Source organism: Pseudomonas sp. S49, from assembly GCF_009866785.1.
Classification (GTDB): Bacteria; Pseudomonadota; Gammaproteobacteria; order Pseudomonadales; family Pseudomonadaceae; genus Aquipseudomonas.
The window spans coordinates 1,991,208-2,007,354 of the sequence record NZ_CP019432.1 but is presented as its reverse complement, the minus strand read 5'-3'; the positions used below and the strand labels follow the sequence as shown (position 1 = coordinate 2,007,354).

The following is a 16,147-nucleotide window of genomic DNA, read 5'->3' as shown; positions in this document are numbered from 1 at the left end:
ACTTCGCGAATTAGCTAGATCAATCAAAATCACCATTGTGTTTGATCTTCAAGACTCGCCCGAAGTAAATCATCCTTCCATGACTCACTTACGACTTCGTATATATGTTCAAAAAAACCACGAGCGTCTATTATTTTTGTTTCGTCCCATGCGAGCACTCTCGGATCTTCATAGTTACTTTCAAACTCTCCAGAAAAATCAAAACAAGCATCCTGCAAATGACTTTCAATGAGATTATGAATCAAATATCTATGACGATAGGTTAAATAATCAAACTCCGGAACAATGAAATTTTTAATTATTTCTTGTCGATCAGCATACTTATTTGGATCATAATTCCACAATGCCTGACCAAGCGTCTCTTCCCGATCATAAATCGATATCCCACTCAGAACGTTAGAGAGCCGGGGCTCATATGGCAACCTTGTAAATGGTAGCATCAACATAAGTTCACCTATCTTGGAAAGCCAGTAAATGGTCGTGTAACATCTCGCTTGTCAAACTTCACTTCTGCCCCATCCAAGCTATCTATATAACGAGGGTTGCTTAGATCTCTTGTATTGGGCTTGTAGCCACGGCCTGCCCCTGGCAGTTTCATCCTAACAATAGGGTTTTGGTCAGCATCATATCCTGTCGGCTCAGGATTTTTTTTATGCATTCTAGATAAAGCAAAATGCAACGCTCGAAATTGCATCATCCAACTACTGAATTGAGAGCTCGGGCCCACCATCCCTCTAACGCCTTTTTTTGTTGGATGCGAGCCGTCTATTGACCTCTGCTTTAAAGCTGCATCATCAATCTCTGGCCCATGTTTTTCTACTGAGTGCATTCTGTATTGTCTGTTCCAAGCTAATACCTGACGCTTAGCTTCAGCTTCATTTTGCGGCCCATCTTTGCCAACAGCCGGAACGACAGGCAACCCTTGATTTACATTAGGCTTGTTAGCCTGAGTTGGTACCGAGCACTTCTGGTTCTTATTTTTTTTGGGTGGAGGGCAGTTAGAGCTCAATCCCAACGGATCCACCCACCCCGTCGGATTCGGCACGTACTGGTACTGATTCAACCCACCGGCCAACTTGATCGGATCCGGCGTCAGATACCGCCCCAGCCTCGGGTCGTAATACCGGTGCCGGTTGTAATGCAGGCCGCTTTCGCCGTCGAAGTACTGCCCCTGAAAGCGCAGCGGCTGGTTCAGGTAGTCCTCGCCGGCCAAGGTCAGGGCGGCGACTTTGCCGTAGGCGTCGTATTGCGCGGACCAGACGATGTCGCCGCTGTAGTCGGTGAGTTCCTGCGGGGTGCCGAGGTGGTCGAGTTGGTAGTAGAACGGGCAGGCTTTTTTCGGGCCTTTGCCGTCGAGCAATGCCAGCGGGCGGAAGGTGCCGGGTTCGTAGACGTAGCTGCGGTATTCGTGTTCGCTGCTTTCGGCGACGAGGTGGTCGCCTTGCCAAAAGAATTCGGTGGTGGCGTCGCCGACGGTTTTGCGGATGCGCCGGCCGAAGGCGTCGTATTGGTAGGACGCGGTCTGGCCGTCCGGACGGGTCAGGCCGATCAGGCGGTGCTGGCAGTCGTAGCGGTATTCGGTGACGAGTGTCTGCGCGCGGCCGCGGCGTTCGCGGATCAGGTTGCCGAAGGCGTCGTAATCGTAGTGGCGGTCGCCCTGCATCAGCAGGCGGTTGCCTTTGATCTGACTCGGGCCGGGGCGGTCCTGCATCAGCAGGTTGCCGGCCGGGTCGTGGGCGAAGCTTTCCGGCAGTTCGTCGCGTGAGTGGCGTACGCGGGTCAGCCGGTCGAGGGCGTCGTAGCCGTAGGTGCGCTGGCCGTGGCGGCTGTCAGCAATGTGCGCGAGATTGCCGTTGGCGTTGTAGGCATAATCGCGGCGGTACAACGCATCGCGCTGATGGCCTACGGCGTGGGCGAGTAATCGTCCCTGATCGTCGTAGGAGTATTCGCTGAGCAGCAGGCCCTGCTGACGTTGTTGTTCGCGACCGGACTTATAGACGTGACGGGTCAGCGGCGTGCCGTTGAGGTCGATGTCGGTCAGCGCGCCGCCCTTGGCGTGGCGGTAGTCGAGCACGCTGTTGTCCGGCAGACGCATGCGCTTGAGCTGGCCGCAGGCGTCGTAGCGGTAGCGCAGAGTGCCCCAGCCCTGATGCTCGGTGATCAGCCGGTCCTGGCGGTCGTACTCGAAGGCCAGCGGGTGTTGCTGGCCGTCATCAACACCGATCAGTCGGCCGAGACGGTCGTATTGATAAACAACCTTGAGGCCGTCGGGCAGGGTTTTGACCAGAAGACGTCCGGCCGCATCGCGCTCATAAGCGGTGAGCAGACAAGAGCCGTCATCACCGAACTCGGTCTTCTCCAGCAGATGGCCGTTGAGGTCGTAGGCGTACGCCGTGCGCCGGCCGTCAAAACCGCTTTCCTGACGAATCAGCCCGGTCGGCGTGTAGTCCAGCCGGTATTTTTCCCCGGACTCGTTTTCGATCTCGGTGAGCAGTAGCTGCGCATGGTCGTAGCGGTATTGCACCCGCGTGCCATCGGGGTTGATCCGCCGCGAGACCAGGTGCAGGTCATCGTCGTATTCGTAGCGGGTGATGTGCCCGAGCTCATCGCGCTCGGCAGTGACCTGACCGTAGGCGCCGTAGCTGTAGGCGCGGATCGCACCGTCAGGAAATGTCGTCTGAATCAGTCGGCCAACGGCGTCCCAATGCTGACGGGTGACCGCAGCGTGTTCGTCTGCGGTTGTGGTCCGCCGCCCCAATGCATCGTAGGAAAAACGCCGCACGCCGCCGTCGGGCAAAGTCTCTTCAATGAGTTGGCCGAGGTTATTCCAGACCAGGCGATGGCGGCTGCTGTCCGGATAGCGGATCGACAGCAACTGACCCCGGGTGTCGTAGTAGTAATGGGTGACCTGGCCGTCGGGGTCGACCGCTTCGGTGACATCACCCTCGGCATTGCGCCGGTAGATCCACACCGCGTCACCGCGAGAGCGTTTATGCAGGAAGCCGTTGCGATACTCGTAGGACGTGGGCGCCTCGTCCGGCGGAATCAGCGCCACCAGCCGTCCGACCTCGTCGTAGCGGTATTCGGTGACCGCGCCCAAGGCATCCTGCTCGGCGATCAACCGCCCCGAAGAGTCATAGGCCTTGAGCTGCTCGCCACCGTCGGCCTCGACCTTGCGCACCAGCCGCGCACGCTCGTCGTGGACGTAAACCTCTTCGGTGCCATCGACGTAATGCACCGCGACGCTGCCGTCGTCATTCCAGACGTAACGCGTGTCCATCTGCGAAAACGATGCCCAGTGACGCACGCAACGCGCGGCTTTCCCCGACCGCTCCCACTCCCAGAAAAAACTCGCGCCGCCGGCCAGTTGCCGCTGCAGAATCACGTGGGCGTCGTCGTAGTCGTAGCGCTCGCTGTCGCCGACGGCGTTAGTCGCTTCGATCAGGTGCCGATAAGCGTCGTAGCGGTAACTGACCAGCGCTTGCTCGGTACTCCAGGCACCTTCGCGAAACACCTGATAATCCACACCGAGCAACTGCGCGCGGTCATACCGCAACAGCAGCGAGCGCCCGGCACCGTTGTCCAGGCGCTGCACCCGGTCAGAGCGATCGCGCTGCACCGTCAGACGATTGCCATAGGCATCGCTGATCGCCGTCAGCCGTCCTGCACGAAAGTGATAAAACCGCGCCGCGTCCCCGGCCAGTGCGAGGATCAGCTCTTCCGGTTCATCGCCCAGGAAAATCGCCGCCCGCGACAGGCTGTTGTGAATCGCCGGTCGCTCAATACTCGGCAGCGGAAAGCGGGTGCGCCGGTTCTCGTGATCGACCCAAACAACCTCATCAGCGAAAAATTCCAGCCGATGCGCCAGCGAATGACTCCAGCCAAACCCCAGCCCGACATCGATCTCGGCGGCGCTAGAGCGATACAACCGCGTGAACTCGAACGGCAACACGCCATCAAGCACCCCATCAGTCAGGGTCAGCAGTTCTTCGCCGGTGACCATCGACACCGGACAGCCGTTGGTGCAGGTGAAGGGCACGCAATCAGCGCCGTCACCGTTGGGATTTTTCGCCTGATCCGGCGAGTCGTCGTGAGGCTCGTCTTTCTTCAACAAGGTGTTGCGCTGCGCATCCCAGCGCAACTGCATCCGGCCCTTTTTCACCCCGGCGGCGATGCCGCGGGCGGCAACGGCTTTGTATTGATCGACGTATTTGATGAACCCTTCGACGATGCCGAACATCGCCTTCACCAAACGCTTCACCGCCGACAGCAATTGAACGGCGCGATCCGCCAGACGCAACGTCAGATAAGCGATGCCTGCGCCACCACTGACGAACGTCAGAACGACACTGATCAGCACATCGATGAGCAACTGCACCATCATCATCGACGCCGCTTCCGCGGTTTTGCCGGCGATTTCACTGGGCGGCAGCATCTCCAGCCAAAGGCTGGCCGTGCGCAGCAATAAACACAGTGCAGCTTCGTCACTGACCAGCAGTTGAAGCTTTTCCATGACGTCGGGGGCTGTCGCTGCCAGCGCCATCAACTGCGTGGCGCCCTCACCCAGCCGCTCGGCGAACGCTCCGGGATCCTTGAGAATGTCCGACAGCAGGCCAATGCTGTCCCACACCCCCTCGATCGCCGCCCAACTCCCGGCAAGCATGCCGTTGCCCGCTGCCGTCGCCACCGACTGCGACCACTGCGGTTTGAAACCCTGCCACTCGCTGCGTAACCAGCCGTCCAGCTCAGCGGTCAGGCCGTCATAGGCTTTGAACAGGGCCTCGACCTGACTCTCAGTGACCTCGCTGTGCACCTGCACCCGGTAGAACTTCCCCGCGACGCCTCTGAACGAGCCCTTGCCCTGCGCGTCGAGCGTCACGGGCGTGGTTTCACCACCATCCATGGCGATCACATCGACCACAATGTTGCCGAGCGCAATGTCGTACACCGACTCGAACTTGCTCTCGATCTCCATCACCCCGCCCTTCGGGCACTGGACGACGCCGGAGAAAAACTCGTTGTCGGTGCTGCTGACGACAGTGCTGTCGGCACCGAAGCGGATGACCCGCTCCATCCCCATCAACGACGGCAGATCCGCCGCGTGGCTGACCTTGTCCGCCGCTCGACTGGCCCAATGCCTGAGCTGTTCGCGGTAAATACTGAGGGTGGCGGGAAAGCTGTCGAGTGCTTGCTCGATGCGGGTGACGGCTTCCATCAGCGCACGCGGGTGTGCGAAGTGGACTGAATAAGTGGATCAAACATGAGCGTTCCCTCGCGCAAAAAAATTAGGCGCGGGAACTGTGCGGGGGATCAATCAGGAAAGAAGTCAGGCAAGTAGGCGATGGCTGTAGGACTTGTCTGTAATAAATGAGCAATAGATAAACAGTCACGCAAAACGCAAACGCGGCGTGAGGAAAACCTCACGCCGCGTTTATCAGGACGGACACAATTGGATTTACTGCGTTGAATCCCGAGCGCTCAGCTCTTTCAATTTGAGCTCAGCCAACGGGTGTCTGGCCTTGGCAGCCATACCCCACCAGCGTGCGGCTTCGACAGGATCCGGTGACTTGCTCGGTGTTCCCGCCAGGCTGATCACACCGATCTGGTAAGCCGCTTTGCCATCACCCGCAAGTGCCGCCAGCCGCAATAGGCGCACACCTTCTTCACGTGCTCCGAGGCCGACGCCACGAAAGGTCAGGATGTGCCCATAAAAGCTTTGCGCACTGACATCGCCGAGATTGGCCATGCGCGCAAACTGACCCTCAAGCCAACGCCAGCCACGTGGCTGGCGGACAAACCATGACCAGTGAAACAGCCGGCGGGCCAGCCAGTAGCTCGCCCGCGCCTTGAGTCGTAAAAACACTCAGGCCTCCGCCGATTCCGGGTACTCGTATTCAAAAACCCGGACGACTTCCGAAGCATGCCAAGAGGCCGCAGCTACACCATCGGATGGCCCGGAAAAACGCCCCAGACGTTCGACACACTCAAAGAAACCGGTGCGTGGCAGACGGCTCGCGCCCTGACTGATCACCAGCGAACTGCGCAACGGTTGTTCGGCCTTCGCATCCAGCGCGGCCAGATGCTCGAGGGCGGCGGTCAGGGTCTGCATCGCCGGTGTCGGCAGTTGCAACCGCTCCAGCAAGGCCCGATAAGTCAGCAGATGGCGCTGGCGACGCGCCTGATCCAGTTCCCCCAGCAATCCGTCCCAATGTTGACGACTAATGCGTACGCTCACGATTCATCCCTCCACCCTGGCACCGTCAATTCCCAGGCCAGGCTGCGGCGAATCGCGGCGTCGGGCTGACGCTCGCCACTTTCGATCATGGCCAGATATGACGGGCTGATGCCTACCGTGCGGGCCAACGCCTCAATGGCGATGCCCTTCCCTTCGCGCAAACTGCGTAGTTGATCCAGACCTGGAAGAATCGTGTCTGGTGAGGCCGCGAGCGGCGTGGCTGCCGGACGCGACGGTGCTTCGTTGATGCCTGCTGCTTTTAGTAGAGCCTGATACTGAGCCCACGGCAGAACCGCGTATTCGGGTTCGCCATCGCGTGCAATTATCTGAATATCCATGACTACCCCGTAGGACAACAACACTTAGCGAGTCGGCACTTTTCCCTAGAAGTGTAATCCTAACAGCGGCCAAGGTCGCGGGGGGTATCTATCTGTAAGAGGCGGTTGATAATCAGGACTTTTTCGGCCCCTGAAGTTGCAATTGTTCGGGGGTATCCGGCAGGCGTTCGACGACTGCCAGTTTTTCCGGCTGCTGGCGGTTGCGCCAGAGGCGGAAGGCATTGAGTTCATCGTCGAGGGTTTTCATCAGCCAGGCGAGGACAGCGATGTCGTCAAGCATGCCGAACACGGGAATGAAATCCGGAATCGCATCGACCGGGCTGAGGAAGTACATCAGACCCGCCACCACCGAAACCAGTGCTTTGCCGCTGATGGCCCGATACTCACCGCGCCAATAGGCCAGGCACAATGCCTGGAGTAAACGTAAATCGTCTTTGAGTTTGCCGAGGCGATTGCCTTGCGCGGCGCCTTTGCTGGCGACCGCAAACAATAAGGTTGGCAAACGTCCACGGGCTAACAAACGGCCGGCCAGAGGCAGGAATCGAGCGAAATTCCACGGAGCTTTCATCTATTCCTCCCGTTGAAATGTTATCCACACAAATTGTGGATAACCTTGTGAACAGAGCTGCATTTCAGCGCTGAAAGCCCCGTTTCATAAGGGCTGCGCTCAGATCGGGCGTTTTTTACTCACATAAAAAACCCCAACATTTCATTGACTTGGCTGCTCAGGGCGGCTAGCGCGGGCAGCCTCAATGGCTATGACTCTCGCGACCGCCATCGGTTCGCTCTGTTTACCCTTGCCAGACTCCAGATGCAACAACGCCCCGCATAAGCGAGGCGTTGTTGTTGAAGCCTTTGCCAATTACTTGGCAGCGGCAGCTTCTTTGGCTGGATCCTTGATGGCCAGCAGTTCCAGGTCGAAGACCAGAACCGAGTTGGCCGGGATTGCCGGGCTTGGCGACTGAGCGCCGTAAGCCAGATCGCTAGGGATGTACAGTTTGTACTTCTCGCCAACGTGCATCAGTTGCAGACCTTCAACCCAACCCGGAATCACGCCGCTTACCGGCAGATCGATCGGGCTGCCGCGCTCGACGGAACTGTCGAATACGGTGCCGTTAGTCAGCTTGCCGGTGTAGTGAACGGTCACTACGTCAGTCGGCTTAGGCTGTGGGCCGTCGGCTTTCTTGACCACTTCGTACTGCAGGCCGGAAGCGGTGGTAGTCACACCAGCCTTCTTGCCGTTTTCTTCGAGGAATTTCTTGCCAGCCGCAGCCGACTCTTCGCTCATCTTGGCCATGCGCTCTTCAGCACGCTTTTGCAGCGCGGCAAAGGCTTCGACCAGTTCTTCATCTTTCAGCTTCTGTTCTTTCTTGCCGACGGCATCTTCGATGCCCTGGGCTACCGCTTTGGAGTCCAGATCATCCATGCCTTCCTGAGCCAGGCTCTTGCCCATGTTCAGGCCGATACCGTAGGAAGCTTTTTGCGCCGGGGTTTTCAGCTCTACGCTGGTCTGCGAATCACAACCCGCGAGGACCAGGCTAACCAGGGCAACCGCCGCCGCCAACCGATGCTGTTTCATGCTATTTCCTTGTTCATGCGCCGAAAGGGCAATCGAGTAAAGCCGCGAGCTTATCAGGCCGCCACGACCAATGGCTACCGGCATGAGAGCAGTAAAGCGACGATAAGTTCAGGGATTAAAACGCATTTGGGCAAAGGCGCGATGAAGCTTCTGTCATCTTGTCCCGACAATGCCCGGCGACTCTGCTTGCATCATCTGGCGTAATGGCCACTTGCCGCATAGGGTCCGGCTCAGGCATAACTGCGCAACAATTCGACAAGGATGTTTATCTTGCGCCTCTTAATCCGTGTGCTGACCCTGATCGTCGTGCTGCTGGTGCTCGTTCTCGCCGTGGTGCTGTATTACGTCGCCAACCCGAAATTGCCCTTCTACCCCCCCGCCGAGCAGGTGCATTACCTGAATCAGTGGAGTGACGAAGAGCGGCAAACCTACTATTTCACGCCTCAGGGCACGCAGGTCAAAGGCCTGCGCTATGAATGGTTCCAGGCGCTGGAATTGTCCTTCTCGCAGCAACGTTTCGCCGCGCCCGATTACCTCGCACGCTTTGGTTTTCTGATCGATCCGCAGCAGAAAGCCACGACGAACAACCCCGGCAACCTCCCCGTCGGTTTTGCCCGGCATCAAAATCCGGGCAGCTCCGAACAATATCTGGACATCACTTGCGCCGCTTGCCATACCGGCGAATTGCGCTTTAAAGGCCAGGCCGTGCGGATTGACGGCGGTACAGCGCAACACGTGCTGCCTTCCAGTGTTCCTACTTTACGAGGCGGCAGTTTCGGACAGGCTTTGGTGGCAAGCCTGACCTCGACTTACTACAACCCATGGAAATTCGAACGTTTTGCCAGAACCGTGCTGGGCGACGAGTACGACGCGCGCCACGAGCAATTGCGCAAAGACTTCAAAACCTCTCTGAACACATTCCTCAAGGTCGCCTGGAACGATACCCATCGCGGTCTCTACCCGACCGACGAAGGGCCCGGCCGCGCCGACGCCTTTGGCCGCATTGCCAATGCCACGTTCGGCGATGCGATATCCCCGGCCAACTACCGCGTGGCCAATGCGCCAGTGGATTACCCGCAACTGTGGGACATGTGGACATTTGATTGGGTGCAGTGGAACGGCTCGGCGCAGCAGCCGATGGCGCGCAACATCGGCGAGGCACTGGGCGTCGGCGCCACTCTGAATTTCTTTGACACCAACGGCCAGCCACTGCAAGGCGATGCGCGTTATGCCTCGAGCGTGCGCGTGCGTGATTTGCACAAGATCGAAGAAACCCTGCAAAAGCTCAAGCCGCCCGCCTGGCCAGAGGAGCTGTTTGGCGCCATCGACAAGCCCCTCGCCGCCAAGGGACGCACGCTGTTCAGCGAAAATTGCGCCGGCTGCCACGTCCCGCGCCAGACTCAGGAAGGTGATCGCTGGGTGCAGCATTTGCACATGCTGCCGGTCGCTGTCATCGGCACCGATCCGAATGCCGCCAACAATATCGCCACTCACCGTTTCGATCTGACCGCCCTGCAATGGGACCTGAAGGAACTCGAAACCATGGACGTCAAACTGCACCCGACGCCCAAGGAGCCGCTGGACCTCAGTCAGTTGTCGGTGGCCAAGGGCCTGGCTTACGTCACCGCTTTTGTCGAAGAGCGCGCCTACCGCGAAGCCAAGATCACGCCGCAGGAAAAACCCCGCATGGACGGTTTCGGCCTGCCCATCGGCGTGCGCGAAAAAGTCGCCTACAAGGCGCGCCCGCTGGCTGGCGTGTGGGCCACCGCGCCGTTCCTGCACAACGGTTCGGTGCCGAGCATTTATCAGTTGCTGTCGCCACAGGACGAGCGCGCCACGACCTTCTTCAAAGGCACCTTCGAATTCGATCCGCGCCACCTGGGGTATCGCACTGAAGCGTTTACCAATGGCTTCCTGTTCGATACGCGGATCACCGGCAACCATAACAGCGGCCATGAATTCCGTGCAGGCGAGCGCGGTAACGGCGTTATTGGCCGGTTGTTGCAGCCGGAAGAACGTTGGGCGCTGCTTGAATACCTGAAAGTCCTTGGCGGTCCACTGGAGGCGCAATTGCCATGATCTCGACCTTCAAGAAAGAACAGTCACTGCTGGCCAGAATCTGGTTATGGCTTGGGCGTCTGCTTGGCAAAGCGCTGCTGATAGCGCTCGCCATTGGCCTGCTCGGCTGGGCCATCGCCACAGCATGGTTTGCCTGGCAACACCGCGGCCCGGTGTCGACGCTGGAACAGATTCCACCCGGCGAAGCGGCAATGACCCAGGACGTGATCCAGACCGCCGTGCGCATCGTCGATCAGCATCGCGAAAGCACACGGTATCTTCGCGACGCCCATGCCAAGGCCCATGGCTGTGTGAAGGCGCAAGTGCAGGTGCTGCCGGAACTCGCGCAGTCGCTGCGACAGGGCGTGTTCAGTGAGCCAGGCAAAACCTGGCAAGCGATGATTCGCCTGTCCAACGGCAATGCCTACCCGCAGTTCGACAGCATTCGCGATGCCAGAGGCATGGCGATCAAACTGCTCGACGTTTCCGCAAAACAGCTGCTCGGCAACCGCCAGGCACAGCCTGAACAGGACTTCGTGATGTTCAGCCACCCGAACTTCTTTGTCAGTGATGTCGCCGAGTACCGTCAGAATGTGGCGGCGCAGGCTGAAGGCAAAAAGGTCATGGCGTTTTTCCCCGGATGGGATCCACGCACCTGGCAGATCCGTCATTTGTTTATTGCACTGGCAACCTTGTCGCCGCCGCCGGACAGCCCGACCGGGACTACCTACTTTTCAGTTTCGCCCTACAAATTCGGTGAGGCGAATGCAAAGTTCCGGGTCGCGCCGGATCCGGACAATTGCCCTGCGTACACATTGCCCAAACAGAACCACGACCTGCCGAACTTCCTGCGCAGCGCGCTGAACCAGCAGTTATCGACGGATCGCGTGCCGGCCTGTTTCGTACTGCAGATCCAGCGTCAGGATGCCCATCAATACATGCCGATCGAGGACACCAGCATCGAATGGCGCGAGCAGGATTCGCCCTTCGAAACCGTCGCGCGGATCACTTTGCCACCGCAGGATTTCGATACTCCGGCGCTGAATCTGCAATGCGACAATCTGGCGTTCAACCCGTGGTTTGGCATTGAGGCGCATCGACCGATCGGCGGAATCAACCGGTTGCGCAAAGCGGTTTACGAGGCCGTCAGTGACTATCGCCATCAGCGAAATGGCGAGTGATCATTGTGTAATGGCAGTGGCTGATGCGCGGAACCTTCCAGTGTCGGGCCAGGTTTTGCTTGCCAGCAGGACGCTGAGAATGCCGGCGCTCGCCACTTTGTCGACCAGCATCTGCGGTGTGATCGCACCTGAGATTATTTTCTGCTCAAGACTGTCCGCCAACTCAACGAGCAACGCCCGGACCTTGGGCATTATTGGCTTGGCAAAACGCAGCACCGCCCCGTCGGGGGTGACGACAAATAAACGTTGATGCGGTGCCACGCTGACACGTTCCAGACCGGCCTTTAGATCCGCTGCAGAAAAGAAATTCTGCTGAAGTTCCGCCTCACGAGGTGCCAGGAGTGCCGCAGGCAGGGGCAGGATTGAATGGTAAAGGCCATGCATCCGAAACTCGCGAGGGATCAATGGCGTGCCCTGCCGACCCTTGGGAAACATTCGCTCTTGGTCAGAGGTGGCGTAATCACTGGAAACCGGCTCGGTGACGATAAAGAAGTCACTGACATTATGTTTAAGAATGAAGCCTGTGTTGGGCAGAACAGCGGTCGGCGCAGGCAATTGGTTTCGCAGGTAGAGCGCAACATCCTTGGCATCGCGAAAAATCGGCCCGAAAATCGGCATTGATTCGATTTTAGCCGGCACCTGCAGAAGGTCCGCCCTCCAACTGGCTTTGAGCTGCCCTCGGCGCAGCCAAAGATCACCGTTTACCACGACCCTTACATCCCCGGCCGCCAAAGCCAGCAAGATCCACAGACTGCTGGGAATCGAACCATTTTCATACAACGTCTCGAATTGTCGTGGCTGACCATCATTTTTCCTGGAAAGCCGCGGCGCCAGTTCCTGTTCAAAAGGCCGATTTTTCGATGTGTAGGAAAGCAGGCCACCGTTACGTGCGGCCAGATAACATTTTGAATATTTACGATGCGAACTCATCACGGCCGACAAATCCGCTATCGCGAAAAAACGAGTGCGCTGAATCCATTCGGCTGTGGCCTCATCAATACCTTGAGCTTTGACAGGACGGGCATGAAAACTTGCTTCGAGAGTGAGACCTCTCGGGATAATCAGCTCCCCCGCTACGCTGACTGTTACAGCCGGTGCGCCGCTCTGAACGGATACCGTGGCGCCCGGATGGTTTTCGGCAGCGGTTATTGGCGCTTCGATAAGCTGTGCGCAAATGAATCGCGCATCACGAGTTTTCAGAATGAATCCATTGAACTCACTGTTTCGCGGATGCTTCAACAGAGCGTGCAGGCATGCCGCGGCGTCATCGCTCGAAAGAAAGGCTGGGCTGGACGACAGAAAGGACAACGCCTGCACATCATCGGCGACGGGCGGAGCAAGGGTTTCAGCAGGATTTGCAGACATTGGGGCAGCTCTCGTCAGGCAATGGGTTTGATTTCATGACGGCAGAGAGTCATGAAAAACATCGCCCATTCTCCGAAAGCGGCACGCCCGGCAGGCACTACATAGTTATACGCAGCGAAAAATACCCAAACGCCAGACAGCAAAAAGCCCGCACAAGGCGGGCTTTCTGTGGAATCTGGCGTTCAGTGTTCCAGATTCCGAATATGGCGCAGCGGACGGGACTCGAACCCGCGACCCCCGGCGTGACAGGCCGGTATTCTAACCGACTGAACTACCGCTGCGCGAAACGCTTGAAACGAATGGTGGGTGATGACGGGATCGAACCGCCGACATTCTGCTTGTAAGGCAGACGCTCTCCCAGCTGAGCTAATCACCCTTCGCTTCGTTACGGGACGCATTATGCCACAAGTTTTCGTAAAGTGTTGATTTAATTGAATTTTTTTTCAAATAAATCCGAAAACCGGTGAAACGACACATCCCGCGGGTACAACCTTGGAGCAGAAAAAAACCCGCCTTGGCGGGTTCTTCCGTGGTGACCTGGCGTTCAGTGGTCCAGGTTACCGAATATGGCGCAGCGGACGGGACTCGAACCCGCGACCCCCGGCGTGACAGGCCGGTATTCTAACCGACTGAACTACCGCTGCGCTAAACACTTGAAACGAATGGTGGGTGATGACGGGATCGAACCGCCGACATTCTGCTTGTAAGGCAGACGCTCTCCCAGCTGAGCTAATCACCCTTCGCTTCGGTGTGGCGCGCATTCTACGGAGCGACCCAACCTCTGGCAAGCACTTTTTTAAATAATTTTCTCAGGCCTTCCAAAGGCTTAGAGAAGGGTTGGCCTATGAGACGGCGAAGACAATAATGCCCCCCTTTGTATAAAGGAGAGACTCACCCCATGTGGTTCAAAAACCTGCTTATCTATCGCCTGACCCAAGACCTGCCTGTCGATGCCGAGGCGCTGGAAACTGCACTGGCCACCAAACTGGCGCGTCCATGTGCAAGCCAGGAGTTGACCACCTACGGTTTCGTCGCGCCGTTCGGCAAAGGCGAAGATGCTCCGCTGGTGCACGTCAGCGGTGACTTCCTGCTGATTTCCGCGCGTAAAGAAGAACGCATTCTGCCAGGCAGCGTCGTGCGCGACGCGGTCAAGGAAAAGGTCGAAGAGATCGAAGCCGAGCAGATGCGCAAGGTCTATAAGAAGGAACGCGATCAGATCAAGGATGAAATCATCCAGGCGTTCCTGCCGCGCGCCTTTATCCGTCGCTCGTCGACCTTCGCCGCCATCGCGCCGAAACAAGGCCTGATTCTGGTCAACTCGGCCAGCCCGAAACGCGCCGAAGACCTGCTGTCGACCCTGCGCGAAGTAATCGGCACCCTGCCCGTCCGTCCGCTGACGGTAAAAATGGCACCGACAGCCGTCATGACCGAGTGGGTCACCACGCAGAAAGCGGCCGATGACTTCTATGTACTGGACGAGTGCGAACTGCGCGACACCCACGAGGACGGCGGCATCGTCCGCTGCAAACGTCAGGACCTGACCAGCGAAGAAATCCAGCTGCACCTGAGCACCGGCAAAGTCGTTACTCAACTGTCGCTGGCCTGGCAGGACAAACTGTCGTTCATGCTCGATGACAAGATGACCGTCAAACGTCTGAAGTTCGAAGATCTGCTGCAGGACCAAGCGGAACAGGACGGCGGTGATGAGGCACTGGGGCAACTGGACGCCAGCTTCACCCTGATGATGCTGACCTTCGGCGACTTCCTGCCAGCGCTGGTTGAAGCGTTGGGTGGCGAAGAGACTCCGCAGGGGATCTAACGCCTTGTGATGTCCAAACTGTAGGAGTGAGCCTGCTCGCGATGAGGGACTGACATTCAACTAATGTGTTGATTGAAAGACCGCTATCGCGAGCAGGCTCACTCCTACATTTGTTTTGTGTTGCTCATTTAATAATAAGGATCAGCCCATGCGCGCACTGGCTGCACTGAGCCGCTTTGTCGGCAATACCTTCGCTTACTGGGTTCTGATTTTCGCGGTGATTGCGTTCCTGCAACCAGCATGGTTCCTCGGCCTGAAAAGCGCGATCGTACCGTTGCTCGGGCTTGTCATGTTCGGCATGGGCCTGACCCTCAAACTCGACGACTTCGCTGCCGTTGCCCGCCATCCGTGGCGCGTGGCGCTGGGCGTGGTTGCACATTTCGTGATCATGCCCGGCGTGGCGTGGTTACTCTGCCAGGTGTTTCACCTGCCACCGGAAATCGCCGTCGGGGTGATTCTGGTCGGCTGCTGCCCGAGTGGTACTTCTTCCAACGTCATGACCTGGCTGGCTCGCGGCGACCTGGCATTGTCGGTGGCTATCGCTGCCGTCACCACCCTCCTCGCCCCGCTGCTGACGCCGGCGCTGATCTGGCTGCTGGCTTCAGCGTGGTTGCCGGTGTCGTTCATGGAGCTGTTCTGGTCGATCCTGCAAGTGGTGCTGCTGCCGATCATTCTCGGTGTGGTTGCCCAGCGTTTGCTCGGCGACAAAGTGCGTCACGCAGTGGATGTATTGCCGCTGGTGTCGGTGGTCAGCATCGTGATTATCGTCACCGCCGTGGTGGCCGCCAGTCAGGCAAAGATCGCCGAGTCCGGCCTGTTGATCATGGCCGTGGTCATGCTGCACAACAGCTTCGGTTATTTGCTGGGCTATTTCACCGGGCGCCTGTTCAAGTTGCCGTTGGCCCAGCGCAAATCGCTGGCGCTGGAAGTGGGCATGCAGAATTCAGGGTTGGGCGCGGCATTGGCCAGTGCGCATTTTTCGCCGTTGGCGGCGGTGCCGAGTGCGCTGTTCAGCGTCTGGCACAATATTTCCGGCGCACTGCTGTCGACGTACTTCCGGCGTATGAGTGAAAAGGAAGATCGCGAAACACTGGCGCAGCGAGCGGCTGACTGACTGACCTCGAAACTTGATCCCCGGGTTAATGCTCGTCAAACTATTGCGCAACGCGGGGACGACCCTGCGGCTCGATCGAGTCATTAATCTGGGGACGACCCCGTCAATCGATGGAGGTCTTTCATGTCCTGGATCATTCTGTTTTTCGCCGGCCTGTTCGAAGTCGGCTGGGCCGTCGGCCTGAAATACACCGACGGCTTCACCCGCCCACTCCCCACCGTTCTGACCATCGCGGCCATGGCCATCAGCCTGGGCCTGCTGGGCCTTGCGATGAAGGAATTACCGCTGGGCACGGCCTATGCGATCTGGACCGGTGTTGGTGCCGTGGGTACGGTGATTGCCGGGATTATCCTGTTTGGCGAATCAATGGCGTTGATTCGCCTGGCCAGTGTGGCGTTGATCATTACCGGGTTGATTGGCCTTAAGGTCAGCGCTTAGGCATCTACCGCAATCGCGAG

Annotated in this window: 13 protein-coding genes and 4 tRNA genes; 5 read left to right on the top strand and 12 right to left on the bottom strand. The window is 58.1% G+C overall.

What is annotated here, in order from left to right; all coding sequences use genetic code 11:
• Window positions 1–29: 29 nt before the first annotated feature.
• The 7 genes from PspS49_RS08865 to PspS49_RS08835 form a co-directional block, all read right to left on the bottom strand.
• Window positions 30–446, bottom strand: a complete 417-nt coding sequence (locus tag PspS49_RS08865) for a hypothetical protein (RefSeq protein WP_150776496.1) — start codon at window positions 444–446, stop codon at window positions 30–32.
• 8 nt (window positions 447–454) lie between these two features.
• Window positions 455–5,215, bottom strand: a complete 4,761-nt coding sequence (locus PspS49_RS08860) for an RHS repeat-associated core domain-containing protein (protein WP_160038869.1) — start codon at window positions 5,213–5,215, stop codon at window positions 455–457.
• 240 nt (window positions 5,216–5,455) lie between these two features.
• Window positions 5,456–5,863: a sel1 repeat family protein gene (locus tag PspS49_RS08855; RefSeq protein WP_127926386.1), complete on the bottom strand. Its 408-nt coding sequence runs from the start codon at window positions 5,861–5,863 to the stop codon at window positions 5,456–5,458.
• Window positions 5,864–6,235, bottom strand: coding sequence for a hypothetical protein (locus tag PspS49_RS08850; RefSeq protein ID WP_003223109.1), 372 nt, complete (start codon window positions 6,233–6,235; stop codon window positions 5,864–5,866).
• Entirely contained in the window at window positions 6,232–6,573 is a 342-nt protein-coding gene (locus tag PspS49_RS08845; protein WP_127926385.1) for a helix-turn-helix transcriptional regulator, read from the bottom strand. The genes PspS49_RS08850 and PspS49_RS08845 overlap by 4 nt, the downstream gene beginning before the upstream one ends.
• Window positions 6,574–6,685: 112 nt before the next feature.
• On the bottom strand, window positions 6,686–7,141 hold the full coding sequence (locus PspS49_RS08840; protein ID WP_122608401.1) for a YkvA family protein: 456 nt from the start codon (window positions 7,139–7,141) through the stop codon (window positions 6,686–6,688).
• Between the two features lie 294 nt (window positions 7,142–7,435).
• Window positions 7,436–8,152: an FKBP-type peptidyl-prolyl cis-trans isomerase gene (locus PspS49_RS08835; protein WP_007919751.1), complete on the bottom strand. Its 717-nt coding sequence runs from the start codon at window positions 8,150–8,152 to the stop codon at window positions 7,436–7,438.
• A 270-nt stretch (window positions 8,153–8,422) separates the two neighbouring features.
• On the opposite strand from PspS49_RS08835, the gene PspS49_RS08830 reads away from it, so the two are divergent.
• A complete protein-coding gene (locus PspS49_RS08830; RefSeq protein WP_160038867.1) occupies window positions 8,423–10,231 on the top strand; it encodes a di-heme-cytochrome C peroxidase in 1,809 nt (602 codons plus the stop codon).
• 26 nt (window positions 10,232–10,257) lie between these two features.
• Window positions 10,258–11,391 (top strand): catalase family protein, encoded by a 1,134-nt coding sequence (locus tag PspS49_RS08825; protein ID WP_174245106.1) that lies wholly within the window; start codon window positions 10,258–10,260, stop codon window positions 11,389–11,391.
• On the opposite strand, the gene PspS49_RS08820 is transcribed toward PspS49_RS08825, so the two are convergent.
• The 5 genes from PspS49_RS08820 to PspS49_RS08800 all read right to left on the bottom strand — a co-directional run bounded on the left by PspS49_RS08820 (window position 11,392) and on the right by PspS49_RS08800 (window position 13,495).
• Window positions 11,392–12,756 (bottom strand): hypothetical protein, encoded by a 1,365-nt coding sequence (locus tag PspS49_RS08820; protein WP_160038865.1) that lies wholly within the window; start codon window positions 12,754–12,756, stop codon window positions 11,392–11,394.
• 204 nt (window positions 12,757–12,960) lie between these two features.
• Window positions 12,961–13,037 (bottom strand) — tRNA-Asp (locus tag PspS49_RS08815).
• A 19-nt stretch (window positions 13,038–13,056) separates the two neighbouring features.
• A tRNA-Val gene (locus PspS49_RS08810) sits at window positions 13,057–13,132 on the bottom strand.
• A 191-nt stretch (window positions 13,133–13,323) separates the two neighbouring features.
• Window positions 13,324–13,400 (bottom strand) — tRNA-Asp (locus tag PspS49_RS08805).
• 19 nt (window positions 13,401–13,419) lie between these two features.
• A tRNA-Val gene (locus PspS49_RS08800) sits at window positions 13,420–13,495 on the bottom strand.
• Window positions 13,496–13,654: 159 nt separating this feature from the next.
• Here PspS49_RS08800 and rdgC point away from each other — a divergent pair.
• The 3 genes from rdgC to sugE all read left to right on the top strand — a co-directional run bounded on the left by rdgC (window position 13,655) and on the right by sugE (window position 16,127).
• Window positions 13,655–14,575 (top strand): recombination-associated protein RdgC, encoded by a 921-nt coding sequence (gene rdgC / locus PspS49_RS08795; RefSeq protein WP_127926381.1) that lies wholly within the window; start codon window positions 13,655–13,657, stop codon window positions 14,573–14,575.
• A 148-nt stretch (window positions 14,576–14,723) separates the two neighbouring features.
• Window positions 14,724–15,689, top strand: coding sequence for a bile acid:sodium symporter family protein (locus PspS49_RS08790; protein WP_077571745.1), 966 nt, complete (start codon window positions 14,724–14,726; stop codon window positions 15,687–15,689).
• A 123-nt stretch (window positions 15,690–15,812) separates the two neighbouring features.
• Complete coding sequence (sugE, locus tag PspS49_RS08785) at window positions 15,813–16,127, top strand: quaternary ammonium compound efflux SMR transporter SugE (protein WP_122597317.1); 315 nt, start codon at window positions 15,813–15,815, stop codon at window positions 16,125–16,127.
• Window positions 16,128–16,147: the final 20 nt, after the last annotated feature.